30 protein-coding genes and 1 pseudogene are annotated in these 24,258 nt (G+C 35.4%); 28 read left to right on the top strand and 3 right to left on the bottom strand.

The annotated features are described in order from the left end of the window. The first annotated feature begins 75 nt into the window (after positions 1 to 75). The 9 genes and pseudogenes from DJ93_RS04480 (at position 76) to DJ93_RS04440 (ending at position 5,171) form a co-directional block, all read left to right on the top strand. A complete protein-coding gene (locus DJ93_RS04480; protein ID WP_042979375.1) occupies positions 76 to 663 on the top strand; it encodes a hypothetical protein in 588 nt (195 codons plus the stop codon). 14 nt (positions 664 to 677) lie between these two features. Beyond that, positions 678 to 899, top strand: a pseudogene (locus tag DJ93_RS04475) (RNA polymerase subunit sigma). A gap of 184 nt (positions 900 to 1,083) precedes the next feature. After that, the gene (locus DJ93_RS04470; protein WP_042979374.1) at positions 1,084 to 1,368 is read left to right on the top strand and encodes a hypothetical protein; all 285 of its coding nucleotides are present in this window, start codon (positions 1,084 to 1,086) and stop codon (positions 1,366 to 1,368) included. Positions 1,369 to 1,646: 278 nt separating this feature from the next. Then, positions 1,647 to 2,570 carry a DnaD domain-containing protein gene (locus DJ93_RS04465; RefSeq protein WP_042979373.1) on the top strand — a complete coding sequence of 308 codons (924 nt, stop codon included), beginning with the start codon at positions 1,647 to 1,649 and terminating at the stop codon, positions 2,568 to 2,570. After that, positions 2,567 to 3,892, top strand: a complete 1,326-nt coding sequence (dnaB, locus tag DJ93_RS04460; protein ID WP_042979372.1) for a replicative DNA helicase — start codon at positions 2,567 to 2,569, stop codon at positions 3,890 to 3,892. Before DJ93_RS04465 ends, dnaB begins: the two co-directional genes overlap by 4 nt. Continuing rightward, positions 3,892 to 4,080 (top strand): hypothetical protein, encoded by a 189-nt coding sequence (locus tag DJ93_RS04455; protein ID WP_042979371.1) that lies wholly within the window; start codon positions 3,892 to 3,894, stop codon positions 4,078 to 4,080. The genes dnaB and DJ93_RS04455 overlap by 1 nt, the downstream gene beginning before the upstream one ends. Continuing rightward, positions 4,055 to 4,417 (top strand): hypothetical protein, encoded by a 363-nt coding sequence (locus DJ93_RS04450; RefSeq protein ID WP_042979370.1) that lies wholly within the window; start codon positions 4,055 to 4,057, stop codon positions 4,415 to 4,417. Before DJ93_RS04455 ends, DJ93_RS04450 begins: the two co-directional genes overlap by 26 nt. A 70-nt stretch (positions 4,418 to 4,487) precedes the next feature. Next, positions 4,488 to 4,679: a DUF3954 domain-containing protein gene (locus DJ93_RS04445; RefSeq protein ID WP_042979369.1), complete on the top strand. Its 192-nt coding sequence runs from the start codon at positions 4,488 to 4,490 to the stop codon at positions 4,677 to 4,679. An 87-nt stretch (positions 4,680 to 4,766) separates the two neighbouring features. After that, complete coding sequence (locus tag DJ93_RS04440; protein WP_042979368.1) at positions 4,767 to 5,171, top strand: DUF7448 domain-containing protein; 405 nt, start codon at positions 4,767 to 4,769, stop codon at positions 5,169 to 5,171. A 139-nt stretch (positions 5,172 to 5,310) separates the two neighbouring features. Here the strand turns inward: DJ93_RS04440 and DJ93_RS04435 are convergent, their stop codons facing one another. Beyond that, positions 5,311 to 6,105, bottom strand: coding sequence for a sulfotransferase family 2 domain-containing protein (locus tag DJ93_RS04435; protein ID WP_042979367.1), 795 nt, complete (start codon positions 6,103 to 6,105; stop codon positions 5,311 to 5,313). A gap of 331 nt (positions 6,106 to 6,436) precedes the next feature. Beyond that, positions 6,437 to 7,816, bottom strand: coding sequence for an NTTRR-F1 domain (locus DJ93_RS04430; protein ID WP_042979366.1), 1,380 nt, complete (start codon positions 7,814 to 7,816; stop codon positions 6,437 to 6,439). Between the two features lie 1,001 nt (positions 7,817 to 8,817). Between DJ93_RS04430 and ltrA the strand changes: the two genes are divergently transcribed. Further along, positions 8,818 to 10,617 carry a group II intron reverse transcriptase/maturase gene (ltrA, locus tag DJ93_RS04425; RefSeq protein WP_042979365.1) on the top strand — a complete coding sequence of 600 codons (1,800 nt, stop codon included), beginning with the start codon at positions 8,818 to 8,820 and terminating at the stop codon, positions 10,615 to 10,617. Between the two features lie 514 nt (positions 10,618 to 11,131). Here ltrA and DJ93_RS04420 read toward each other — a convergent pair. Continuing rightward, positions 11,132 to 11,992, bottom strand: a complete 861-nt coding sequence (locus tag DJ93_RS04420; protein WP_042979364.1) for a hypothetical protein — start codon at positions 11,990 to 11,992, stop codon at positions 11,132 to 11,134. Positions 11,993 to 13,063: 1,071 nt separating this feature from the next. Between DJ93_RS04420 and DJ93_RS04415 the strand changes: the two genes are divergently transcribed. The 18 genes from DJ93_RS04415 to DJ93_RS04330 all read left to right on the top strand — a co-directional run bounded on the left by DJ93_RS04415 (position 13,064) and on the right by DJ93_RS04330 (position 24,086). Beyond that, positions 13,064 to 13,534, top strand: coding sequence for an ArpU family phage packaging/lysis transcriptional regulator (locus tag DJ93_RS04415; RefSeq protein WP_042979363.1), 471 nt, complete (start codon positions 13,064 to 13,066; stop codon positions 13,532 to 13,534). Then, a complete protein-coding gene (locus tag DJ93_RS04410; RefSeq protein WP_042979362.1) occupies positions 13,531 to 14,073 on the top strand; it encodes a site-specific integrase in 543 nt (180 codons plus the stop codon). The genes DJ93_RS04415 and DJ93_RS04410 overlap by 4 nt, the downstream gene beginning before the upstream one ends. A 207-nt stretch (positions 14,074 to 14,280) precedes the next feature. Next, positions 14,281 to 14,565: a hypothetical protein gene (locus DJ93_RS04405; protein ID WP_042979361.1), complete on the top strand. Its 285-nt coding sequence runs from the start codon at positions 14,281 to 14,283 to the stop codon at positions 14,563 to 14,565. Positions 14,566 to 14,997: 432 nt separating this feature from the next. Beyond that, the gene (locus tag DJ93_RS04400) at positions 14,998 to 15,378 is read left to right on the top strand and encodes a hypothetical protein (protein ID WP_241484268.1); all 381 of its coding nucleotides are present in this window, start codon (positions 14,998 to 15,000) and stop codon (positions 15,376 to 15,378) included. Between the two features lie 142 nt (positions 15,379 to 15,520). Beyond that, the gene (locus tag DJ93_RS04395) at positions 15,521 to 15,778 is read left to right on the top strand and encodes a hypothetical protein (RefSeq protein WP_042979360.1); all 258 of its coding nucleotides are present in this window, start codon (positions 15,521 to 15,523) and stop codon (positions 15,776 to 15,778) included. After that, positions 15,771 to 16,106, top strand: coding sequence for an HNH endonuclease (locus tag DJ93_RS04390; protein ID WP_042979359.1), 336 nt, complete (start codon positions 15,771 to 15,773; stop codon positions 16,104 to 16,106). Before DJ93_RS04395 ends, DJ93_RS04390 begins: the two co-directional genes overlap by 8 nt. Further along, a complete protein-coding gene (locus DJ93_RS04385) occupies positions 16,103 to 16,597 on the top strand; it encodes an HNH endonuclease (RefSeq protein ID WP_241484266.1) in 495 nt (164 codons plus the stop codon). Before DJ93_RS04390 ends, DJ93_RS04385 begins: the two co-directional genes overlap by 4 nt. Before the next feature lie 106 nt (positions 16,598 to 16,703). Next, positions 16,704 to 17,015, top strand: a complete 312-nt coding sequence (locus tag DJ93_RS04380) for a P27 family phage terminase small subunit (protein ID WP_042979357.1) — start codon at positions 16,704 to 16,706, stop codon at positions 17,013 to 17,015. Further along, on the top strand, positions 17,012 to 18,679 hold the full coding sequence (locus DJ93_RS04375) for a terminase TerL endonuclease subunit (protein WP_042979356.1): 1,668 nt from the start codon (positions 17,012 to 17,014) through the stop codon (positions 18,677 to 18,679). Before DJ93_RS04380 ends, DJ93_RS04375 begins: the two co-directional genes overlap by 4 nt. A gap of 11 nt (positions 18,680 to 18,690) precedes the next feature. Further along, positions 18,691 to 19,851, top strand: a complete 1,161-nt coding sequence (locus tag DJ93_RS04370; RefSeq protein ID WP_420911784.1) for a phage portal protein — start codon at positions 18,691 to 18,693, stop codon at positions 19,849 to 19,851. Beyond that, positions 19,835 to 20,629, top strand: coding sequence for a head maturation protease, ClpP-related (locus DJ93_RS04365; protein ID WP_042979354.1), 795 nt, complete (start codon positions 19,835 to 19,837; stop codon positions 20,627 to 20,629). The genes DJ93_RS04370 and DJ93_RS04365 overlap by 17 nt, the downstream gene beginning before the upstream one ends. Before the next feature lie 3 nt (positions 20,630 to 20,632). Continuing rightward, positions 20,633 to 21,787 (top strand): phage major capsid protein, encoded by a 1,155-nt coding sequence (locus tag DJ93_RS04360; RefSeq protein WP_042979353.1) that lies wholly within the window; start codon positions 20,633 to 20,635, stop codon positions 21,785 to 21,787. Between the two features lie 5 nt (positions 21,788 to 21,792). Next, complete coding sequence (locus DJ93_RS04355) at positions 21,793 to 22,086, top strand: hypothetical protein (RefSeq protein WP_042979352.1); 294 nt, start codon at positions 21,793 to 21,795, stop codon at positions 22,084 to 22,086. 1 nt (position 22,087) lies between these two features. Next, positions 22,088 to 22,453, top strand: a complete 366-nt coding sequence (locus DJ93_RS04350; RefSeq protein ID WP_042979351.1) for a phage head closure protein — start codon at positions 22,088 to 22,090, stop codon at positions 22,451 to 22,453. Position 22,454: 1 nt separating this feature from the next. Next, positions 22,455 to 22,799: an HK97 gp10 family phage protein gene (locus tag DJ93_RS04345; RefSeq protein WP_042979350.1), complete on the top strand. Its 345-nt coding sequence runs from the start codon at positions 22,455 to 22,457 to the stop codon at positions 22,797 to 22,799. Further along, complete coding sequence (locus tag DJ93_RS04340) at positions 22,796 to 23,125, top strand: hypothetical protein (protein ID WP_042979349.1); 330 nt, start codon at positions 22,796 to 22,798, stop codon at positions 23,123 to 23,125. The genes DJ93_RS04345 and DJ93_RS04340 overlap by 4 nt, the downstream gene beginning before the upstream one ends. Continuing rightward, positions 23,126 to 23,719: a major tail protein gene (locus DJ93_RS04335; protein WP_042979348.1), complete on the top strand. Its 594-nt coding sequence runs from the start codon at positions 23,126 to 23,128 to the stop codon at positions 23,717 to 23,719. A gap of 4 nt (positions 23,720 to 23,723) precedes the next feature. Beyond that, positions 23,724 to 24,086, top strand: coding sequence for a hypothetical protein (locus tag DJ93_RS04330; RefSeq protein ID WP_042979347.1), 363 nt, complete (start codon positions 23,724 to 23,726; stop codon positions 24,084 to 24,086). Positions 24,087 to 24,258: the final 172 nt, after the last annotated feature.

The raw sequence follows: 24,258 nt of genomic DNA, 5'->3' as shown, positions 1-24,258 counted from the left end.
ATGAAAAATAGACAAGTTACATATGCACTAAATTCATTGTAACCATTTGAAAACTAAATATGGAGGCGAACAGATATGGGAACAAGCATATACTGCAATCCGGCAATAGGGGAATTATTACAGAATGCCAGAGAATGTTGTGATAATATTCAGCTGAAAACGAAGAAAGGGTTATCTAAGTACCTTGGTATTACACATGAAAGATTAACCCGTATTGAATCTGGGCTTTCTAAACCAGAATTTGAGCTTGCGATGGATTGGTGTCATGCAACAGGAGCAAAGTTGAATCAACAAGCGATTAAACATATCTATGGTGTTAGTTTACCGCCTACAGATCCACGTTTAACTCAAGATGTGAACCTACAATTAATGAACTATATAAAACAAGCAGAAGAAGGAATTTTAGCAGCGAAGGAAATCATGAACTTACAAGTGACAACTAGGTCATGGAAGCTCGATGAAAAGAAGAAACATGAATACGCAGTTCATGCAAAAGAAATCTTCGATACAATCCAAGCTACTCAATGTGTAGTACAAGCACTTGAGCAAGTTCATTTTGGCATTATGGAACAAATACAAAGAAGTTGGTTACAAAAGGCTATGTCGGAAAACGTTATTATTCAATCAGTAGATAGCTTAATGGCTTTAACAAAAGTTCTGTAGGGGAGGAAACCTAAATGACAGTAGATTACAAGAATCCAAGCTTAGGAGAGTACAAGGAACTAATTCGTTATGATGCAAAGTTAACTGGTGAAATAAAAATAGCTAAAACATTCGGTGATGATAAAAAATCCTTGGAGTTAAAGCAAGAGAAGAAGTTAGTGGGAATTTGAATCAAAATTATTGAAGCATCATTCACTTTAAAACATAAATGGGCAAAAGAAAAAGCTACCGCCTAGACAACAGTAGCTCTGAAAAAAATTCTATAAAGCAATTATAACATTTTATTAATCGTTTGGACAAGCCACTGTGCTTGTCGTTATGACCAGAAAGGGATTGTTCCTCCCATCCCCCCCTACAATATGCCTTCCTGGTTGTAACGATGCGTACAGCATCAATTCAAGTAGGAAAGAGGGATAATTCATGACACATAAATACGATCGTCTTCATGATCTAGTTCTTTCAGGAGACTTTTCATTTGCGAATAAACTTCATAATTGTATGATTGGATGCGTTCATAACATGTTTTATGCAAAATCAGCCGAAGAATCAAATCGCTGGGAAGAAGAACTGGAGCGATGTATGAAAGAATTTAAAATGCTTCGTGATACAAAAGAAGAACATGAGGCATCGATGAGTTATCGTGTAGTGATTAAAGATTTAAGAGCAAGAGGAGTTAATGCCTCATTAGTAACACGTAGAAAATAAAAAATCTATCACTTGGCAGAGTGATAGATAAATGGCTTTGGAAAAAATATTTGAATTAATTATATCAAATTAGCATGCGTATAACAACGGGGTGTGTAGCATGCTTTTAGATAAATCATTACATAGAGTGTTGCTGAGTCCTAAGATACTTCAGCAAGCGACATCAGAGCAACACCTAAATTACTTAGTAAAACAATATTTGAAAACAGGATACAAGAATTATCGCTTGTTACGTATAGAAGGCGGATTTGCGATATGTAAACAGGAGGATGAATAATATGGCATTGTACAGAACAGTTCAAGTTTCATTTTGGAAGGATGCAAAAGTTATTGAGGAAATGACTCCAGAAGATAAGTTGTTTGATTTATATCTTCTTACTAATCCATGTACGACACAAATTGGCGTGTATCAAATTACTAAGAAGCAAATGGCATTTGATTTAGGGTATTCAATGGAAACAATCAATGCTTTGTTAGATCGTTTTGAAAACCATCATAAGCTAGTGAAATACAACCCTGATACACGTGAAATAGCGATTATTAATTGGGGGAAATACAACTTAAATAGAGGCGGAAAACCGATTGAAGATTGTGTGCGTAAGGAACTTGATGGGGTTGTTGATATTAATCTTGTTCGTCTAGTTTCTCCTAAAGTAAAAAATGATAAAATCCGTGCAATGTTTGAGGCATTTATTGCTAATAACGATACGTCGGACGATACGTTAACGACAAGTGGGGAAAAAGAAAAAGAAAAAGAAAAAGAAAAACAACAACAAGAAAAAGAGTGCGCGGACGTTGTTGCAGTTAATCCAATTTCTTTTTACGAGCAAAACTTCGGATTCATTACACCTTTTATTGCAGATGGCATCAATGCTTGGATAGATGATTTAAATGCAGAATTAGTTGTTAAAGCTATGGAGATTGCTTTAGAAAAAAATACTAGAAACATGTCTTACGTAAATACGATTTTAAGAGATTGGCATCTTAAAGGCTTAAAAACAGTAGCTGATGTTGAATCGGCTGATAAAGCATTTCGTGCTCAACGAACGGCACAAACACAGAAACAATCTCCGTACCAACAGAAGGGCCTATCTGAATCTACTAAAAACGTATTACAGCAACAAGAATCATGGGAACAAAACATCCCTACAGACGAAGAACTTGCAGCACTTAATCAACAGAATGGATGGATGATGCAATGAGTAACGAAATCATTCGTAATGTAGAAGCTGAACAAAGTATTCTAGGGAGCATTATCACAGAAGGTGACTTGATAAAAGATTGTCAGTTAAAGCCAAAACAATTTTCTATTCCAACACATCAAGTAATTTTTAAAGTGATGAGAGAACTAGAGGATGCTGAAAGTCCAATAGACCTTGTAGCTTTAGTTGGGAAGTTTGAAGAGAGCTTTATGAATCAAATCGGTGGTATTGTGTTCTTTATCAATTTGACTGAGGTCGTTTCAACAACAAAGAACTTTTCATATCACGAAGGTTTAGTAATTGAAGCATGGAAGATGCGACATGCTCAAGAGGTTGCTGGTAATTTATATAATCGCCTTCAGCAAGACAAGGACATGAGTGCGATTAGTAAATCAATTGATGAGTTAAGCGCAATTGAAGAGACTGGTTATTCAGATGATTTTAATCTAAACGAAACACTCGTAGATTTATATAAAAAAATGCAAATTGATGTTGGTGATTTAACAGGCATAAACACTGGTTACGATGATTTGAATAGGATGACTTCAGGATTACAGGAAGGCGATTTAATTATCGTAGGTGCTCGGCCCTCGATGGGAAAAACAGCATTTGTATTAAATATCGCTTATCATGCAGCGAACTCTAATGCAGCAACAGGAGTTTTCTCACTGGAGATGGGTGAAGAACAATTACTCAAGCGGATGATTTCAAGTACCGGAAATGTAGAGGCTACGAAATTAAAGAATCCTAAAAAGCTATGTAATCTAAAAGACTGGGAAAAGATTAGCCAAGCAATGGGCTTAATAAATGATTTGCCGTTAGAAATATACGATAAAGCAAATGTGACGATGCAAGAGATTTACACTAAAACTAGGAAGCTAAAGCGTAAATACCCTGATAAAAAAGTACTAATTGCAATTGATTACTTGCAGCTTATTGTGGGTGATCCGAAGCATAGAGGGAATCGCATGCAAGAAATCGGTGAGATTAGCCGTAAGTTGAAATTGATGGCTAGGGAGTTAAATGTATGTGTAGTTGCATTATCGCAGTTAAGTCGTGCCGTTGAAAGCAGACAAGATAAAAGACCGTTGTTATCTGATTTACGTGAGAATGGGCAAATTGAGCAAGATGCAGATTTAATTGCATTCTTATATCGCGAAGATTACTACGATGCAGAAACAGAAAACAAAAACATAACGGAAATCATTTTAGCTAAACAGAGAAATGGCCCAGTTGGTGTTGTCGAATTGGCATTCGTTAAAGAGTTTAGTAAGTTTGTTAACTTAGACCGTAGATTACATCAGCAACAGGAGGTTCAATAATGTTGTTACGTCAAGAAGTAGAGCGTAGGAAGCTATGTATTATTCGTAAGTTATTAGGATTAGGTCTAGCTGAAATAAATGGACAAACGTTGGACCAATTAACATTAACGCAGCTTGAAGGAATTTTAATAGCAAGTTTGCAGGTGCTGGAGGGATCAAACGATGTCAAAACAGTTAACAATCTTTGATGTTGAACCAGTTGTGTCATTTGATCCAAAGAAAGCTCATGTTCACCGGTTAAATTCTAAACTACGTTTTGCTGACGTTGTTGTACAAATACCGCGCCAAGCAAAAGCGGTTGACGAATTAAAGCCAACGACAGCACCTGATAACCGTTATGAGTTGTTTGAAGATTATACGATTGGAATTTGGCGTTATAAACGAGCGGAGGATAAGCAGTTTGATTGGGAAGAAGCGGAACAGATGTGTAAGCGAGCAAGGGATAGCAAAGAGCTGGTTCCAATACGGATCCATCTATCCTCGGAACAGTCATTTGTTCCAGAGAATGTTGTGCAATATTTATAGGCAAATAAAAAAAGCCGAGCTGGCTCCCGACTACTTTTGACAAAGTAATTATATCATGGGAGTGGTCAATATGGCGATTATTAAAGAAGATATTGCAGAAATGAAAGCCGAGATTTCTTTAGCTGAAAATATGATTTATGTTGTGAAAGATGGACAAATTCATTCGATTGAACCACCAACAAGTGGTCATGGTGAACAGTCGTTTATATACAAGAGTGGAAAAGTAACTCGGATGGATGAGCGGAAGACGCACTTAATTTAATAGAGATTGGAGGGAAGTGTAACGATGCGAAGTTACTTCCCGTTAAATTTCATACAATTTGAATTTAATAGAAAAGGATGATTGATAATGGAACAAATTTTAAAAATTGAAGCACATCAAGAAGAAGTGCGATGGTCAAGCATGAGTGGTTACGCTATTACGACAAACGAACAAGTAATAAAGCTATTGATTGACGACGAACAAAGTTGCTGTGAAAACTGGGGTTACTTTATGTCGGAAGATGACTTTAATGATTTTATAGGAGCCGAACTTATTGATGTAAAAATAACCGATACGGAATTAAAAGAAGGTCTCCTTAAAAAGCATGATTTGGATATAGAAGATGAATATTTTGAAGGTGACGTGATGTTCGTTGACATTGTCACATCTAAAGGAACTCTCCAGTTTGTCGCTTACAACGAACATAATGGATATTACGGTCATGAGGCTAAAGTTATTTCAAAACAAATTAATCATGATGAAGTGCTATAAAAGCGTTATTTTAAAATGAAAAAGAACACTGTTGAACAGTGCTTTCCATAGCCCAACAAATCTTATGAGGAGTCCAAAGTAGGAGGCTTTGGGATCTGTGTTGAGTATATGTAATACCTGTTAAGAAAATGATTATTTCTCAAAGAGGATTTAAAGAGTAACCGTACATATTGAAGTCTTGTTTGAAAATGTCTTTAACTAACTGGATAGCTTCTTCATCATAAAAACTATCATAGGTTGGGAGCTTTGGGAATAAGGGATTGGTAATGTCAGCATCTGCATAGTTTCCTTTATAAATAGCTTTGTGACTTTGGTGGTGCCATGATTTGGTCAATAGGTTTAAAGGAGATTTTTTTAATCTATATTTGTCTTCTAAATTTGAAACAGTATCAGAGAAATTCTCTAGATAAATGTAATTTGTAACAAACTCTTCTTCTCCTTGTATATATTGTGGTGTGAGGTGAGGATCTACGTCTTCAAAATTTGTTGCATGTGATTTTAAATAATACAAAAAAAGCTTAAAGGAAATTTTTTTATTGCAAGACTCATTACCATAAAGAAGACGACGGATGGGTCTCCAATCAGGTTCAGGAGTATCGAAATATGGTGGCGGGATAAGAGAGAAAAATGAGCTTACTGCTCTTTTGTAGGGGTTTCTTACCAGTTTATACGTGTCTTTTTCTTTCGTTTGTAACGTATTGGCTAAATCAGTGAAATAGGATATAGAATTTTTATAAATTTCAAATTCGTAGTTGTGAATGAATGAGTTATACTTTATAGCCTCTTCAAATAAGTTAATTTGATAAAAGAACCAATGCGCTAGTGAAGTACAACCGCTTTTTTGGCTCCAGAATAAGACTAAGGGGAAATTTTTGTGAACATGAGGAAAGCGCCCATCTTTAGTTATAAAATCGTAAATAGTTGTGGTAGGCATTTTCAACCTCCATTCGCTTTTTTATCAATCCTTTTTAGTGTATGGAAAAAATGCTTAAGATATGAAAAAAGTGGTGACTTCAAAACAACAAAGAGACCTGATTCAAATTTCGTTGGTTACTTTATATAATCAGTGTTATCAGTAGTTCAATTGTTCGAAAAGGTAGATTTTTTGAGACAAATAAATAGGCTTCAAAGTATAGTCGTATTTATAAAATTTAATGGCGAATTATAACCTACAATATTCCAAAAAAGGACCCAATCAATCCCCTCGAGCCATGAGATTGATTGGGTCAACTTCTTGAAAAATCAATTATCTCTGTCTGCAGAAATTAAGCATCAAATCTAAGAATTGTTAATCCTCTAACTTCTGCTGATGTTGAAGCGTTGACATTGGTAGCAGTAATACTAACAGTGTAATCATGGGAGTTGACAGAAGGGGTATTTGCAAATACTTCTGCTACTTTTATTGTTTGAGTACCAATGTTAGTATCATCGGATAAGTGATAAGTCTGTGTGAGGAGAGGTCCATCAACGGAGCTGGATAATACGACGGTAAGGACAACTGACCATGTTGGTAATGTTGGAGTTACTAAAACTTGTACAGTGAAATCAAATTTCAATTGATCACCTGCTGTTATAGGTACAGCTGTTACCTGAAGAACATTTGTTGGCAAAGCACCTAATGGTTGCGTTACCGAATCTGTATCACTAAATAATATTGAACCAGGTCCAGTCGGTCCGGTAGCACCAGTTGGTCCAGTATCACCAGTCGGTCCGGTATCACCAGTCGGTCCAGTGTTTCCAGTTGGTCCAGTATCACCAGTCGGTCCGGTAGCACCAGTTGGTCCAGTGTTTCCAGTTGGTCCAGTGTTTCCAGTTGGTCCAGTATCACCAGTCGGTCCAGTATCACCAGTCGGTCCAGTATCACCAGTCGGTCCGGTAGCACCAGTTGGTCCAGTATCACCAGTCGGTCCAGTGTTTCCAGTTGGTCCAGTATCACCAGTCGGTCCAGTATCACCAGTCGGTCCAGTGTTTCCAGTTGGTCCAGTATCACCAGTCGGTCCGGTAGCACCAGTTGGTCCAGTGTTTCCAGTTGGTCCAGTATCACCAGTCGGTCCGGTAGCACCAGTTGGTCCAGTGTTTCCAGTTGGTCCAGTAGCACCAGTCGGTCCGGTAGCACCAGTTGGTCCAGTGTTTCCAGTTGGTCCAGTAGCACCAGTCGATCCAGGTAGATTAGGGACAGATAAAAGGGCCACATCATCAATAAATACATCTGCACTTCCTGCTGCGGAAAACTTAGTGATAACTACTAATGCTATATTAGCCGTAGCTGGTACTGGAGAGGTTGTCTCATAAATTTCTAACCAATCGTTTTCGTTAATATCGGGGATACGATTGGATATTATGAAAGTAGCTAAGCCATTTCCCAAAAAAGTACTTCCATTAAAATAGTAAATATTGATAGCTATTGTAGGACTAGGAGCTGGCCCAAGTTTAGCAAGGGATACAAAAAGTTCGAAGATTTCATTTGGAGATACCAGAAACGATTGAGCAATAATAGCGTCAACTAAACCTCCAGATAACCTAGCACTGAATGTACCAGAATGACTGTGTGTGCTATCAATAGTAACAAAAGAGACGTTATTTACAGTAAATGGAGCAAGAGTCCCCGTCTCAAATCCTCCATTTACAATACGATTATTAATCAAAAAATCACCCCCTTATTTTGAAGTTCAGTATAGATATATTCAAGTTTGTTAGTTATGCTTGTATACTTGTCCAATAAAAATTTAATAATGTATATTCTATTCAGGATACGTCATGAGGGGATTTTGATTCTTTAGGTTGATGGCGATAGGGAATAGATAGTGGAAATCGAAAAGTTCGCAGAAATTATCGATGCGAACGCACGGATGGTCTTTAGTTATACTTTAAGTGCAGTATCAGCAAGAACATAGAAACAGTTTGAAAGAATGAAAGGATTTGTTAAGAAGCTGAACAAAATAGTTATTTGTGCGACACGTTTCCTCATAAGTGTGCAAACACGAAAGAGGAGGGTTATCAATTTTGATAATAACAACTGATTGACTGAAAGTAGAAATGAAAGCCGTCAGGTTGAGCTGAAACTACTTATCTGATACTCCTACATGCAAAACGTGATAGTAGTCGCAAATTGTATGAAGCTAGGTGAAGTCGGCTGAACAAAACCTAAGTGAGAAATCATATGGTAATGGATAGGTCGGGATGCTACAAAATATCTATGGTGAGAATGTCCAAACGGACTGGCGAACTTGTGAATGTACGGGTCTAAACTATTAATACATTAGAAATGTGTATGTCGTTAACGACGACGTTACCTATCGAAAAGTAAGAGTAGATAATATGAAATTCGAAACATCTAACGATGAGGATGTAAAGGTAACAGGCTTAAAGCAAGCACCTAAGGATATATGTATAGCTAAGTCAATCGGAACGTGGTAAGCAAGAAACTGTCGCTAACGTCTACTAACAGACAGGTGTATATAAGGTTCTAACGAACCGAAATTACTTTATTCTTGTGAAGGTGGGGACACAGTACCGACGAAACATGTAGCAAACGTGGAGGGATAGTCCCTAGTCTTGTTCTTTGAAAACTAAATTAACTAGATGTAACCCACAGGATCGAGTAAGATGATGGGACTTTTCGTAAGAAAGGGGAATTAATACATCGGTGAGTACAACATTACGACATGCAGAATATTACGATATACAAAGAGCGTTCGATGATTTATATCAACGTAGCGAAAACAATGCCGCTAAAGGCATAAATTTATATAAACACATCATATCAAAAGAAAATATTCTACTGGCATATAGAAACATAAAGGCTAACACTGGCTCTAAAACTGAAGGAACAGATGGTATCACAATCGACCACTACAAAATGGAAGATGCAGATTCTTTTGTTGATAATATAAGAAAAGCTCTTGCAGACTACAAACCAAATACGGTACGTAGGGTAGAAATACCTAAAGCAAATGGAAAGAAACGCCCATTAGGAATTCCTACAATGAGAGATAGATTGATTCAACAAATGTTCAAACAAGTTCTAGAACCAATATGCGAAGCAAAATTCTACAAGCATTCATATGGATTCAGACCTAACAGGTCAACACACCATGCAATGGCTAGGTGTCAATACTTGATAAACAGAGGGAGATTTAGTCACGTAGTAGATATTGATATACAAGGTTTCTTTGACAACGTGAACCATTCCAAATTATTAAAACAACTATACAACATAGGCATAACTGATAAAAGGGTGCTGACGATTATCTCAAAAATGTTAAAAGCACCAATCAAAGGAGAAGGTATTCCTACAAAAGGAACTCCGCAAGGAGGAATCCTGAGTCCGTTACTTAGTAACGTTGTATTAAACGATTTGGATTGGTGGATATCGAGTCAATGGGAGAATATTAAAACAAGGAAACCATATACAATAGCAACCAAAAATCCATTGTTGATAAAAGCAAAATTGAAGAAAATGTATATAGTTAGGTATGCGGATGATTTCAAAATATTCACCAACAATCATAAATCTGCAACTAAAATATTCCATGCAGTAGAAGGATATCTCAAAAATCAATTAAACCTTAATATATCTAATGAAAAATCAACTATAACCAACCTAAAAAGAAAATCTTCGGATTTTCTAGGGTTCTCTATCAAATCTGTAAAAAAGCGTAAAAGATATGTAGCAAACACATATGTAAGCGAGAAAAAGAAAAAGGATATCCTTGAAAAAGCAAAAACAAGGATTAAAGCAATTCAAAAGAGTCCAACAGCAAAAACAGTATGGGATTATAACTCCTATGTACTTGGTATTAAAAATTATTACAGAATCGCAACACATGTGACCGTAGACTTTGTAGAAATAGCCTTTCGTCTCTCGAAAACTTTGTTTAATCGTCTAAAATCAATAGGGAAATATAAGATTCCTACCAATGCGAATGCATTATACAAAAGAACTCATAGGAACAATTATAGAACCTTTGAAATAGCAGGCAATCATGTATATCCACTAGCGGACATACAAACACGATTCCCTCAAAGTTTCAGTCAAGACATATGCAATTACACTAAGCAGGGAAGACAAAAACTCATCAAAAGCCTAAAGGGTAACATTGCCAATGAAATGCAAAAGATGTTGCTATCCTCCAATAAAGGACAAAGCATGGAGTATACAGATAACAGAATATCCAGGTATTCCATGCAAAATGGTAAATGTGCTGTCATCGGAATCTTCTTAATAGCTGAAGATGTGCACTGTCACCATAAAATACCGAAAGGTATGGGAGGAACTGACGAGTTTAATAACCTGATTATTGTACATGAATTTGTCCACAGATTGATTCACGCTACAAATGAAGAGACGATTAGAACATATATGAGGATACTTCAATTGAACGATAAACAATTGAAGAAAATAAACAAAATCCGTAAAGCTTGTAATCTAGTTACTTTAGCATAAAAGAATAAGATGGGGCGCTGTATGCGATGAAAGTCGCACGTACAGTGCTAAGCGGGGGAAAAGATGGAGATAACTTCAAAGTCTTACCTATCGCAACTATTAAAAATCGAATTCAATTAAATAGGACCTGTTATGAACTACAGATCCTTTCAAAAAAATAATATAGATTAACCGATTCAACAGGAGCCACCGGTCCAACGAGAGCGACAGGAATCACAGGTTCAATGTTAATATATGTAAAATGAATTTAAATATGATTAATCAAATGATAATTTAATAAAATCCTTATTCAAAGAAAAAGAGCGCTTTCCAAGGCGCTCTTCGACCGAAATGTATGCTGTAAAAGAATACACGATATTATATGGGAATGTTCTAGGTTTGTGAAATTTTTGAACAAAAACGCTATTTTATTAAGAAACGAGGAATGGTAGATAAGTAAATACGTGAATGATTGGATGTTAGTGGTGTAAAAGAAAAAGAACCCTTTATATAAAGGATTCTTTTGACGGTTAATCTAACAATCATAATCATGGTCGTATTTATGGCAACATTCTTCGCAAGGTTTGTTCTGATCATTGCAGCAAATACAAAACGTCTTTTGGATAAATATATCAATAAAATCAATGGCAGCGGAATTATTTGTGAGAGTAAGGTTTTGGAAATCTTCTACTTGAAAAATCCTTTTTTCATTAGGAACTATTGTAGCGATAATTGGTCTGCTAGAACTTCTTGTACGAATAGTTACTTCAATAGGACCGGAATCGTTAGGAACAGATATCTGAAGTAATGTTTTGTTGTGATTATTAGTAAAATCTTCAAAAGCCGCTCTTGAAGTGTTAGGTGGTACAATAATATCTAGCGGTACATTTCCAGTTGAAGCGGTTCCCGAACCAGCTATGGTATGGGTTTCGATAAAACAGTTACCCTTTTGGTTAAGAGTATGCGATTGTTCTTTATAATAATTATTGTGGTCATTACAGCAGATGCAAAACGTTTTTTGAATAAAAATAGCAATATTGCTAAGTGTATTAGTATTATTTGTGACAGTGAGGCTTTCAAAATTTTCTACTTGAAGAATCCTTGTTTCACCTGTAGCTATTGTAGCGGTAATTGGTCTACGAGAATTTCTTGTACGAATAGTTACTACAATTGGTGCAGAAGTACCAGGGACGTGAAACTGGAGTAATGTTTTATTATGATTATTAGTAGAATCTTCAAAAACAACTCTTGAAGTGTTAGCTGGTACGATAATATTTAACGGTATATTTGAACCAGCAATCGTATGCGTTTCAATGAAACAGTTCTCTTTTTTGTGGTGAGAATGCGAATGGTTTTTATAGTGCTTTTTACCATATTTATAAAAATAATCAGCCATTCTTTAATCCCCTATCTTTTATTTGTCGATATATAGTATGTAATAAAAGTAAGAAATGTTTATTAAAATGGAAAAAAAATCTATTTCGGAGAATGAGAGATAAAATTTTAGCTGTACTTCCTGTAGCAGTCTAATTTTACACAACACGGGCGTATAAAGGGAGAGTGGCAAAAAGAAATAAGCTTCGTAACTATTTAATTGTTACAGAACTTGAAGAAGATTAGTATGAAAATTTCATTTTATATCTAACTTAAAAAGGCCCTTTAAAAGGGCCATATGAGTTTCGTATAAAAGGAATGTCTCGTACCATAATATATGCCTGCTTCAATGGAATGTGAAAAAAATGGACAAAAATTTCATTTGTATAAAACAAAAATCTAGTTTCCTAGGGTAATGGGTATCACAGCTCGATCTAGTCGAGCCATTATATGATAACCTGTGTTTATCCTAAGCGAAACAGGTAAATGTTACCGGAAAAGAGCAACCAGCAAAAGCTAATTGCTTTGCTGGTTCTCCAAGGGGGAAAGGAGAAAGGTTAGGGACTTTAAATGAGTTCTGGCTATCGCCTATCTACATTATTGGCGGAATATTGGATTTTATTCAGGGGAGGAAGAGAGAAATTTATGTTATATATTTGATAAAAAATTCTTTTATTAACAGTACCATTCCCAGAAGAAACAAGACTTCAATTGAGAACCAGAACATACTTTTTTGTGGTTTTTTAAACTCCATTATTACGGAGAAAAATAAATAAATTGTAATGAGCATGACAATAAAGAGACGGATTATGTCAGACATTTATAGCACTCCTAATATTTAATCAGTTTCATTATATAGTTATTTCCAATGATATGAAATTTAAGAAGTGTTTTATTGAAATTTAAACAAAATAATCTTTTGGTGAAAATTTATCAAAATATAAGTACATGTTATAATAATAGCAATTACACATTTAGTCCTACTGGAAGAACCAGCGGACATCAAACCTTGAAGAGCATTAGCAATATTGCTCTATGGTTTGGTGTCCGCTTTTTTATTTATATTAATAAAATAGACAAGGAGTGATTGTATATGACGCAATTAACATTCTTACCAAAAATTGACCGTAAAGCAACACAAGCACGATTAGAAGAAGTTCTTGAAAATGTTCGTATTTATAGACAGTTTGGGATGATTAGAAATGAGATGAAGGTTACAGCTTCTGATGAAGTTCGATATCATGGTCCAACAAATATAGTAGGAAAGCCAGCTGAAGATGTCGCTTTAGCTAACGTGAAACTGAGTGAGAGAGAAGCAAGATTACAACGTTTATCTTTTCAAATTGACAAAGCACTAAGTCGTTTCAGTAAGAATCAAAGAGACATAATTGTAAAGCGTTATTTGGAAAATGAGGAAGTATTTGATTATATGGTTTATAGCGAGATTGGCATGAGTGAACGTACATATAGACGAAATAAATCTAATGCTTTTTATAAACTTGCTTTTGCTCTTAGATTAGAAGTATATGAGGTAGAGGAGCATTATGGAGGGGATGACCAATGAATTTCGTTCAGCCGATACGTGATCCAGAGCAAATACAACAGATTAAAGAATATCTGAAGGAAAACAATGAGCGTAATTATATTTTGTTTGTAATGGGGATTAATACAGGTTTACGGATCAGTGATATTTTAAAGTTAAGAGTTAGCGATTTAAAAGGAAGCCATATTTCAATGAGAGAAAAGAAGACAGGGAAACAGAAACGTATTCAATTGACTCCAGCATTAAAAAGAGAACTACGTTGGTACATTGAAGAAAGAGATGACAATGAGTATTTAATTAAAAGTCGTGAAGGAAAGAATAAACCGATTGGACGCAGCATGGCATATAAGATACTTAAAAGTATGGCATCAGAGTTTGGATTAGATGAGATAGGTACACATACATTACGTAAGACATTTGGATATCACATGTATATGCAAACAAAGAATATAGCCTTACTTATGGAGATATTTAATCATTCATCCGAAAGAGTTACGTTAAGGTACATAGGTGTCAACCAAGATGCAATGGATAGAGCTATGATTAAATTTAAAATCTAGCTACATCCTTTTTATTTTTTGCTTTTTATAATTACTCATTTTTTATGCGTTGTGTAACTCAAAAGGGAAAGTGTTATGAAGCTATGAATATCAATAGTTCCGGCGATAGGGGCAGTTACACAAAATATAAGATATGGGTAACTAAGTGGTGTTAAAAGATTGATGCTGTTTGTTAGAATTAAAATAGCAAGGAAAGGAGTTGAGAAGATGAGGACATATAGTGTAAAGAATCTTTTTATAGAAGGGATAGGAGAGGAAATCAATTATGATCAAGCTTATTTTAAGATACATGGAGAAAAGAATTGTAAATGGACAATAGACATTGAATATTCAGGACCAAAAGATTTTCTTATAACGGCAGCATACTATGATAAAGAAGTGGAGGTTACATTTTCTACAATTTATGTAACTGACATTAAAGGCATTGCTGAAGTTAAAAAAGTACATCCTAATAGTAACCATGTTCAATTAAGTGGAATCGGACTATTATAAATAAGGATAACGGGAATAAAATAAGTGGCCGAGTCGTGACCGTTTTTTGACCGTAAATGTGTCGGTTGTTTTGGAATCAACGTGATATATTTGTATTGTGAGAAGTGGCGGAAAACACGACTCACAATGTTGTGTCTTGAATTCTAAACAGCCTCATATTGGCGGCATAATCAAAAATCCGAAACCAGCAGATGGTAGCGATTGAATGATACCGTTATTAAGGGGAGCTTTTGCTCTTCTTTGAGCTAACAACATCCTAGGTAGATGGAATGAGAGGGGCCTGATAAGTCCGGCAAAATTTTCTGTCGTGGTTGTTAGCGGAGAGAAGAATAAAACTTCACATGCCGTAATTGAAAACCAATAAGTAAAACGATAGTAAGGCATCCATTCGGGTGCTTTTTATTTTGGAGGAGGGTGAAAGGATGAAAGAAAATGCAATTAGAATGTATGGACAATGAGTGTCGTACAGTGATGTTTAGGCATTTTTTAGATGGGATGAGTTGTGTTAGGTGTGGTGGACCAGCAACACTTAAACCTTATAATCCAGTTAAGAAGCAAACTGATCAAAGTAAAAATAAGGGACCAAAAATTCAAGTAAATGCTGATACAACTGAAGCATTAGAAAGAATTAAAGAAGTAACGGAAGCTGCTAATGAATGTGTGTTTGCATTGGAGAAGTTAGAAAAGGTTATGGACAAGTTTAAAGGAAAGAGTGAAACATTAATTCAATTCGATACTGTTTTAGACGGTAGAACAATAGCAAATCAAATTAATAAAGTCACACGAGAAGAAATTCGAGCGAAACAGTTTTGATTAAACCGTTAGCAATTAAGGAGTGATTGAATGTTTTGGTTAGGTTGCTTCGTCGGATATTGTGTAGGAATGTCACTATGTTTACTACTTATGATTCAATTCATTAAGGCAAAGGAAGTAGATTGATGAGGGGTGAGGATAGATGGATAACGTTTTAAACGGCAAGGTTACTCTACTTAGTCTTATACCTATTGATAAGAAAGCCTATAACAAATACCTTAAACCACATGAGAAAGCGTACAAGAAGGCTGGGATAGATGTTAATCGATTCAAGTATTATAAGCTGTATGGACAGAATCATATGCTTTATTCTTTAGAATATATAAAACAAACACCAATAAAAGAATTACTGGAAAGAGATAGAGAGAATCAGCAACGTTGGGTAAAGACGGATGAATGAATATAAAACCAAACAACAGAAGCGTAAGTTCTATGACAGTGGTGAGTGGAAGAGTATACGCGAGCAAGTAAAGAAGCGTGACAACTATGAGTGTCAAGAATGTAAACGTAACGGTCGTGTTCGTGTGGACACCAATGAATACAGTGAGAGTGCAAAGCGTAAGAAGATACAGCTCGTTGTCCATCATATAAAAGAACTTGAACATCATCCAGAACTTGCATTAGAAATAGATAATCTAGAAACAATCTGTGTGGATTGCCATAATAAAGAACACGGTAGAACATTCAAAAAGAAACAGAATAAATGGGAACATGATGAGAAGTGGTGAGCATCTTGGAGATATGGAAGCGAATCGAAGGGCATAATTATGAGATATCTAATCATGGTAGGATTAGAAACCGAAGAACTAAAAGGATATTAAAATTAGAATTGCATGATGGGAAGTACTTGAGAATTAAACTAAATAAAAGACATTACAAAGTCCACCGATTGGTTGGGCTTTATTTTATTTCTAATCCAGAAAACAAACCAGAGATAAATCATAAAGATGGGAACAAACTTAATAACCATGTGGAGAATTTAGAATGGGTAACACCTAAAGAGAATGCTAGGCACGCTATTGATAATGGATTAAGCCCAAGGTTAGATAGTCGTACAGTTATCAATATATATTATGATTTCTGGGTCGAACACATGAAGATGTTTGATGTTATGAAAAAATATAATATAACAAAAGGTGTCGCGAGTTCGATTAAATATAAAAATAATTACCAGGATATATTGTCAAAGGTAAAACTTCAATTAGTAATCTTGAAATGATACCCCCCCTTATTTATTTTCACTCTTTTTTCGTCTAAGGGGCACCGGAGGAGGGGGTTAACTGTCAGGTTTTTTTCGAAATTACGCACGTAAGGGGGGTGGGTAGATGGCTGTTAGTATCGTAAAGTTAAAAGAACAGCTTATGAACAGTATTGATATTGAAGATTTAGTCGAAGTTGAAAAGGTAGAAAGGTACATTGATCTTGTCAAAGCATTTAGAAAAATAAATAAAACTATTAATAAAGAAGGCGAGTCCGTAACAGTAAAAAATGGTTCTCAAGTTTTTGTTAAAGCCCACCCTCTTATAAGTGAGAGGAATAAAATTAACAGTTCTTTAATTGCGTTAGGAAGAGATATAAAATTTGTTGTTAAAGCTAACGTTCCTAAGTCAGGTTATAGTGAAAGTGATCTAACATGATTAAGCAAAAGTATGTGGAAGAATACATTGGACTTTATCGAAGTGGAAAAGTAAAGTTCAATAAAGAAAGAGAATTGTTAATTGAATATCTAGAAAAATATGTTTTGAACAGAGACGATTTGTATTTTGACGATGAAATGATTGAGAAGTGTATCCGCTTTGGTGAGAAGTGGTACTTTCCATTACAATCTTTTCAGAAATTCTTAATAGCATTCGTCTTTTTATTTTACAAGAAAAATGGCCGCGTATTTTATCGGAAATTCTTGTGGATGCTAGGGCGTGGCGGCGGTAAGAACGGTTTAATGACAGTTATTCTTCACTTTTTAATAAGTGAATTACATGGTATTCCCGAATATAACATTTCCGTTGTCGCAAACAGTGAAGAGCAAGCAAAAACAAGCCCAGATGAGATTCATAAATGTATTAAAAGAAATGAAGTTTTACAAAGGGCTTTTAAAACAACATTAACACAAACCATTTCGAAATCGACTGGAAGTGTAGTGAAGTTTAGGACATCAAACGGAGATACAAAAGATGGTCTTCGTGATGGTGCTGTAATGTTTGATGAAGTCCATCAATATGAAAGCAATAAAGATGTCCGCGTCCACATCAGCGGCTTGGGAAAAAAGAAAAATCCACGTGAATTTTACATTGGTACAGATGGATATGTAAGAGATGGATTTTTAGATAAATTAAAAGAAAAGGCAATGAAAGTTTTAAATGGTGAAGCGCGTCCTAATGCTCTTTTTCCTTTCATCTGTAAATTAAACGATGAAAAAGAAGTCGATGATATCGATAATTGGGAAATGGCGAATCCAATGTTATCTCAGCCGTTAAGTGAGTATGCTGAAGGCTTACTTGAAACGATAAAGGAAGAATATGAAGATTTAGAAGATGATCCAAGTAACCGAGAAGAGTTCATGACGAAGCGTATGAACTTACCGGTTACAAATTTAGAACGTTCCGTTGCAAAATGGTCAGAAATTCTTGCTACAAATCGTCCATTCCCTAATTTGTATGCTCAAGAATGTATAGGAGCATTAGACTTTGCGAGTATTCGAGATTTTGCAGCATGTGGTCTTTTATTTAGACAAAATGGTGAGTATATTTTTAAAACTCATTCCTTTGTACGAAAGGAATTTGTTGATATCTATTATGGATATTCTAAAAAAGCTGGTGAGTTTAAAAAACAGAAATTTGCTCCAATAAAAGAATGGGAAGAACAAGGCTTACTAACAGTTGTGGACGAACCAACAATCAATCCTCAACATATTGTTGATTGGTTTGTAGAAATGCGTGAGCAATATGGAATTAAAAAGATTATAGCTGATAATTTCCGTATGGAAGCAATAAGGCCTTTATTAGTTGCGGAAGGATTTGAAATAGAAGTTATACGAAATCCAAAAGCAATTCATAGTTTACTAGCTCCACGTATTGAAATGGCATTTGCAAATAAACAAATTATTTTTGATGATAATCCTCTAATGCGCTGGTATACGCAAAATGTATTGGTTGTTATCAAGGGTGATGGTAACAAAATATACGAAAAGAAAGAGCCAGTTCGTAGAAAAACCGATGGATTCCAGTGTTTTGTCCATGCTCTTTATCGAGCGGACGAAATACAAGAATCAACGGACTTCATCATAGGCAATATCAAATTCTAATAAAGGGGGTGATGACCATTGGATGGTTAGGTTCCGTATTTAAAAGAAATAAAGAGCTGGAATTTATGCTCGATCTGGATTTGATTGCTGATACAGCAAATAGGGTTCATATGAAACGATTAGCAATCGATACATGCGTATCATTCTTAGGAAGGACGATTAGTCAATCTGAATTCAGGGTAAGAAACGGTAAGGCATTTGAGAGGAATGAGCTTTATTATCGCTTAAACGTTAGACCAAATAAGAATATGACAGCAAGCACTTTCTGGGAAAGGTTTATTCGTAAACTTATTTATGATAATGAATGCTTAGTTATACAAGCAGATGATGGTGATTTACTTATTGCCGATGGATTTCAACATAATGAATATGCTGTGTTTGAAGATACTTTTACCGATGTAATAGTAAAAGATTACACGTTTAAGAGAAGTTTTAAGCAAAGCGAAGTTATCCATTTAAAGTATCGAAATGATAAATTATCTCCGCTTATTGATGGTTTATTTGCAGATTACGGAGACTTATTTGGTAGGATATTAAACTCTCAAAAGCGTAAAAATCAAGTTCGTGGCACAGTTGATATGGACATGATTGGTGCCAAAACAGAAGAGCAAATAGCGAAGTTACAAGAGTTTATAGACAACATGTATAAAGCCATTGGTACTAAAGATATAGCTATTGTTCCACAACAAAAAGGGATAAAGTACGACGAAGTATATAATGGGTCCACTAATGGTCCTAGTGTGGAAGAGATAAACAAAGTAACGAATGGTTTTTTAAATCAAGTAGCAATAGCTATCGGTATTCCAACAGCTTTATTATATGGAGAAATGGCTGATGTAGAGAAGCAAACGAAAAATTACATGCTTTTCACAGTAAAACCATTATTAAAAAAGTTATCTGATGAAGCGAATGTTAAATTCTTTGAAATGAGTGAATATCTTTCAGGACAAAAGATTGAGGTTAAGGCCGTTTCCTATCAAAGTATATTTGACCTTGCAGTAAGTATTGATAAGCTCATTTCTTCAAGTGCATTTACAGGAAATGAAATTCGATCAGAAGTAGATTATGAAGATTCGGATGATCCGAACTTAAATATCCATCACATTACGAAAAACTATACGAAACTAGATGAATCTGAAGGAGGTGAGAAAGAAAATGACGGTAAATCTTGATATTAAAGGACCAATCATTTCTAGTGATGAAGCTTGGATTTATGAATGGTTTGAAATGGATGCAACAAGTCCAGGAATGGTTGCAAAAGAACTAACTAATGCCAATGGTGATGATTTAATTGTATCGATTAATAGTCCTGGTGGTTATGTACACGAAGGATCAGAGATTTATACAGCATTAAAAAATTATCCAGGTAATGTAGAAGTTCAAATTGTTGGTTTGGCTGCAAGCGCGGCTTCTGTTATTGCAATGGCTGGTGATAAAGTTCGAATTTCACCAACGGCACAAATCATGATTCATAACGCTTCTATGTGGAGTGGTGGAGATCATCGTGATATGTCAAAGGCGGCTGAGATGCTGAAAACGACGGATCGAGCAATCGTAAATGCCTATGTCATTAAGAGTGGTAAATCAGAAGAAGAACTACTTAATATGATGGCTGAAGAAACCTGGATGGGTCCACAACAAGCATTAGAAAATAATTTTGTGGATGAAATCATGTTTATGGATAATCCAGTTAAAATAACCGCTTCAAGTGCCGTTTCCTCTATGATTCCACAGAAAGTAATCGATGGTTTTAGAAATGGAACACTTAATAAGGGGAAAGCAGAAGGCATTACAAAAGAAGATTTAAACACTGCGTTATCAGGATTAAAAAATGAAATCCTGAATGATTTACAAACTAATACAGAACCAAAACCAAAAGAGCCTATTCAAAAGTCTGTTAATACAAAACAGAATTTGAGTACGCTCTTTTTAAAATTAGGAGGAAAATAAAAGATGGTAATTAAATTTAATAACTTTGAAGAAAAGAAACTAGCTTTTGCGAAAGCGACACAGGAAGGTACACCAGAAGAGCAATCTGCAGCATTAAATTCCATGATTGAAGCACTTGCTACAGATGTTCGTTCAGACATCTTAAATCAAGTAAATGAATCTATGGTAGATCGTTCTATTATGCAGTCTCGTGGCGCTAATGTATTAACAAGTGAAGAAATGAAGTTCTTTAATGCAGTTGTAGAAGAAGGTGGATTTAAGTCTACTGAAACTTTACCTAAAACAACTCAAGAACGTATTTTTGATGATTTAGTTGAAGATCATCCTTTCTTGCAACATATTGGTTTAGAGAATCTAGGGGCTGTAACAGAATTTATTTACGGAGACCCAGAAGGTGCAGCAGTGTGGGGACCATTATTTGATGGTATTAAAGGACAACTAAATGCTACATTCCGTAAAGATAGTATTTCACAACTTAAATTAACAGCGTTTATCCCATTAGCAAATGACATGCTAAAGCTTGGGCCTGTTTGGGTTGAAAGATACGTTCGTACAATGATTACAGAAGCGATGAAAGTCGGATTAGAACGTGGATTTGTTGCTGGTACAGGTAAAAACGAACCTATTGGACTATTAAAAGATCCAAGTGGAAGTGTTACGAATGGAGTATATCCAGATAAAAAGCCAGTGGGTACTTTAACGTTTGAACCAGGTCGTAAAACAATCAATGAACTAAAAGGTGTAGTTAAATTACTAGCTAAAAAATTAAATGCTGATGGTTCAGATGCAGATAGACCAAAAAATATTGCTGGAAAAGTAGTCATGGTAACAAACCCATTTGATACTTTTGATATTCAAGCAAACGCGACAATTCAAAATTCAGCTGGAGCATATGTGACAAGCTTGCCATTTAATCCAATCCTTACGGAATCGGTGTTTGTACCTCAAGGAAAAGTATTATTCTTTGTTAAAGGTCAGTATGTTGCAGCAATGGGCGGCACAGAACCTATTAAAAAGTTCGAAGAAACTCTAGCATTAGAAGATGCAACAGTTTATATCGCTAAACAATTTGCTACAGGTAAGCCAAAAGATAAATATACATCTCAAGTTTATACATTGAAGATTGAAGAAACACCAACTCCACCAGCTCAAGGGTGATTTGAATGGAAACAGTAATCTCAAATGAAATATTACAAGAATTTAAAGATAGGATGCGATTAGGTGATGATGAAGATGATAACCTAAGACGTATCCTTTTTGCATCCAATAAAGCTTTAATAAAAGACTGTGGAGCATATAACATAAATGAAGACGAGACGTTCAAAGAAATAGTTTTTGAGCGTTCTCGTTACGTTTATAATGATGCACTAGAGTATTTTGCTGAAAATTTTTTAACTGAAATTAATAGCTTTGGCATTGCAAAAGCTTTAGAAGAAATTAAACTGGACGGTGATTAAAATGCGTCCTTTTCAATACAAAAAACCACTGAATACAGGTGATTTTAGGAATCGAATTATCATTAAACAACCTGTAGTAATAAAAGATGAATTGAATCAAGAAGTTGAAACAGGGGATTGGCAGGAAGTAAAAAAAGCTTGGGCGATGATAAAAACGGTAAAAGGTTCTGAGTATATTGAAGCTTCAGTTTCACAGGCCACACGAATTTATCGGTTTGTAATTCCTTATACATCAGGTATTACAGAATTAATGCGAATTATTTTGAAGGATAAAACACGACTTAGAACCTTCGATATCATCGAACCGCCAATGAATGATGATGAAATATATCAAACATTGACTATTATCGCAAAGGAGCATGTTTAGTATGAACGATTTTGCGAGTGAGATTGCTAGAGAATTACAAAGATATGCAAATGTTGTGGAAGAAGAATTGGAAAATGAAATCGATGAAATAGGAGATATCGCTGTAGATAAACTAAAGCAAGGTAGTCCTAAAAAAACAGGTGATTATCGTAAAGGGTGGCGTAAGAAAAAAGAAGGGAAGGGCGTTGTTCTTCATAATACAAAAGGACAATTAACACATCTTTTAGAAAAAGGACATGCGAAAGTCGGTGGCGGTCGAGTACCAGCACAAGTGCATATTCTCCCAGTTGAAGAGTATGTAATTGATGAATTGCCAAGACGTATCGAAAGGACGGTTCAGCAATGACATTAGGTGAATTAACAAAAATTCTTGAAGCTACAGGTTACCCTGTGGCTTATTCGCATTTCACAGCAACGCCAAGTAATCCAGTTCCAGCGCCACCTTATATTTGTTTCCTTGTGGACGGATCAGCAAATTTAATGGCTGATAACAAGGTCTATCACAAGATAAATGACTTAAATATAGAGCTTTACACAATTAAAAAAGACTTAGTTGCAGAAGCCAAACTTGAAAAAGTCCTAGACGATCATGAAATTACTTATGACTCGTATGGGGCTTTTATTGAATCTGAAAAAATGTATCAAAAAATTTATGAAACGAGGTTGATGTAAATGAATAAAGAAAATAAAGTTACGTTTGGTCTGAAGAATGTACATTATGTTCCATATGATGTTCAAGATTTTTTAGTGAAGTTTGGTACACCAATCCCAATGCCAGGTGGGGTTGAATTAACGTTTGAACCACGTGGTGATTTAATTGAATTCTATGCGGATGACATGCTTTATTATGCAGCAAGTAATAACCAAGGTTACGACGGAACGTTAAATATTGCCACAATTCCTGAGCAATTCGCTATCGATGCGTTAGGGGAACAGTTAGATGAAACAGATGGCGTATTAAACGAATTGGCTGATGCTAAAGGGAAACCATTCGCATTATTATTTGAGTTTGATGGTGATGTGAACGCAACTCGACATGTTATGTATAACTGTGCAGCAAGTCGTCCAACAATTGCATCTAAAACAAAAACAAATTCTGCTGAACCGAACACAAATGAACTGAAATTCGTTTCTAGTCCAATTGTTTTAGCACCTGGCGGCAGACCAATGGTTAAAACAAAAACAACTTCTAAAACAACACAAGCGATTTACAATGACTGGTACAAAAAAGTGTATGTAAAAACAGCAGCACCACAGGGGGCGTAATTAGATGGAAAAGACAATTACTATAGATGGCAAACAAGTTCGATTGAAAAGTACAGCGGCAATAGTTAAACGTTATAAAGCGCAATTTAGACGCAATTTGTTTGCGGATATGATGGGGTTAGGGGCAATTAATGCATTAACTTCACCAGATGGTTCACAACAACCTATTGATATGTCTAATGTCGATTTAAGTAAAGTGGATTTTGAGCTTATCTATGATTTGACTTGGTTATTCGCTAAAACGGCTGATCAAAGTATTCCCGACCCTATGGTGTGGCTAGATGGATTTGAAGAATTCCCTATTGAAGAAATCATGCCAGAAATCATGGATTTGATTCAAGTCACTATGGGAGCAAAAAAAAAATAACAGAAAATGATGAAGAGCAAGGAGCTTTCGGTGATGAAGAATTAACAACCGATACGTTCCTTGCTCTTTGTTATAAAGCGAAATTAACACATGGCGATTTAGAAGAAATGACTATTGGTGATTGCTTTGATTATATTGCTGAATTTGCTGAAATGGAAAACCCATCAAAAGA

Origin of the sequence: Bacillus clarus (assembly GCF_000746925.1) — a bacterium.
In the GTDB taxonomy this organism is placed as follows: Bacteria; Bacillota; Bacilli; order Bacillales; family Bacillaceae_G; genus Bacillus_A; species Bacillus_A clarus.
Note: the sequence above shows the minus strand (reverse complement) of the source record. Positions and strands in the feature narration are given on the sequence as shown.

Excerpts from the sequence above, each read along its gene's own strand:
- DJ93_RS04445 (WP_042979369.1), top strand. The coding sequence starts at position 4,488 with ATGGCGATTATTAAAGAAGATATTGCAGAAATGAAAGCCGAGATTTCT.
- DJ93_RS04330 (WP_042979347.1), top strand. The coding sequence starts at position 23,724 with ATGGAAAAGACAATTACTATAGATGGCAAACAAGTTCGATTGAAAAGT.
- DJ93_RS04370 (WP_420911784.1), top strand. The coding sequence starts at position 18,691 with ATGACCATTGGATGGTTAGGTTCCGTATTTAAAAGAAATAAAGAGCTG.
- DJ93_RS04355 (WP_042979352.1), top strand. The coding sequence starts at position 21,793 with ATGGAAACAGTAATCTCAAATGAAATATTACAAGAATTTAAAGATAGG.
- DJ93_RS04440 (WP_042979368.1), top strand. The coding sequence starts at position 4,767 with ATGGAACAAATTTTAAAAATTGAAGCACATCAAGAAGAAGTGCGATGG.
- DJ93_RS04465 (WP_042979373.1), top strand. The coding sequence starts at position 1,647 with ATGGCATTGTACAGAACAGTTCAAGTTTCATTTTGGAAGGATGCAAAA.
- DJ93_RS04335 (WP_042979348.1), top strand. The coding sequence starts at position 23,126 with ATGAATAAAGAAAATAAAGTTACGTTTGGTCTGAAGAATGTACATTAT.
- dnaB (WP_042979372.1), top strand. The coding sequence starts at position 2,567 with ATGAGTAACGAAATCATTCGTAATGTAGAAGCTGAACAAAGTATTCTA.
- DJ93_RS04345 (WP_042979350.1), top strand. The coding sequence starts at position 22,455 with ATGAACGATTTTGCGAGTGAGATTGCTAGAGAATTACAAAGATATGCA.
- DJ93_RS04390 (WP_042979359.1), top strand. The coding sequence starts at position 15,771 with ATGAATGAATATAAAACCAAACAACAGAAGCGTAAGTTCTATGACAGT.
- DJ93_RS04360 (WP_042979353.1), top strand. The coding sequence starts at position 20,633 with ATGGTAATTAAATTTAATAACTTTGAAGAAAAGAAACTAGCTTTTGCG.
- DJ93_RS04380 (WP_042979357.1), top strand. The coding sequence starts at position 16,704 with ATGGCTGTTAGTATCGTAAAGTTAAAAGAACAGCTTATGAACAGTATT.
- DJ93_RS04435 (WP_042979367.1), bottom strand. The coding sequence starts at position 6,105 with ATGCCTACCACAACTATTTACGATTTTATAACTAAAGATGGGCGCTTT.
- DJ93_RS04480 (WP_042979375.1), top strand. The coding sequence starts at position 76 with ATGGGAACAAGCATATACTGCAATCCGGCAATAGGGGAATTATTACAG.
- DJ93_RS04420 (WP_042979364.1), bottom strand. The coding sequence starts at position 11,992 with ATGGCTGATTATTTTTATAAATATGGTAAAAAGCACTATAAAAACCAT.
- DJ93_RS04395 (WP_042979360.1), top strand. The coding sequence starts at position 15,521 with ATGGATAACGTTTTAAACGGCAAGGTTACTCTACTTAGTCTTATACCT.
- DJ93_RS04340 (WP_042979349.1), top strand. The coding sequence starts at position 22,796 with ATGACATTAGGTGAATTAACAAAAATTCTTGAAGCTACAGGTTACCCT.
- DJ93_RS04455 (WP_042979371.1), top strand. The coding sequence starts at position 3,892 with ATGTTGTTACGTCAAGAAGTAGAGCGTAGGAAGCTATGTATTATTCGT.
- DJ93_RS04415 (WP_042979363.1), top strand. The coding sequence starts at position 13,064 with ATGACGCAATTAACATTCTTACCAAAAATTGACCGTAAAGCAACACAA.
- DJ93_RS04450 (WP_042979370.1), top strand. The coding sequence starts at position 4,055 with ATGTCAAAACAGTTAACAATCTTTGATGTTGAACCAGTTGTGTCATTT.
- DJ93_RS04410 (WP_042979362.1), top strand. The coding sequence starts at position 13,531 with ATGAATTTCGTTCAGCCGATACGTGATCCAGAGCAAATACAACAGATT.
- DJ93_RS04350 (WP_042979351.1), top strand. The coding sequence starts at position 22,088 with ATGCGTCCTTTTCAATACAAAAAACCACTGAATACAGGTGATTTTAGG.
- DJ93_RS04405 (WP_042979361.1), top strand. The coding sequence starts at position 14,281 with ATGAGGACATATAGTGTAAAGAATCTTTTTATAGAAGGGATAGGAGAG.
- DJ93_RS04375 (WP_042979356.1), top strand. The coding sequence starts at position 17,012 with ATGATTAAGCAAAAGTATGTGGAAGAATACATTGGACTTTATCGAAGT.
- DJ93_RS04365 (WP_042979354.1), top strand. The coding sequence starts at position 19,835 with ATGACGGTAAATCTTGATATTAAAGGACCAATCATTTCTAGTGATGAA.
- DJ93_RS04400 (WP_241484268.1), top strand. The coding sequence starts at position 14,998 with ATGCAATTAGAATGTATGGACAATGAGTGTCGTACAGTGATGTTTAGG.
- DJ93_RS04470 (WP_042979374.1), top strand. The coding sequence starts at position 1,084 with ATGACACATAAATACGATCGTCTTCATGATCTAGTTCTTTCAGGAGAC.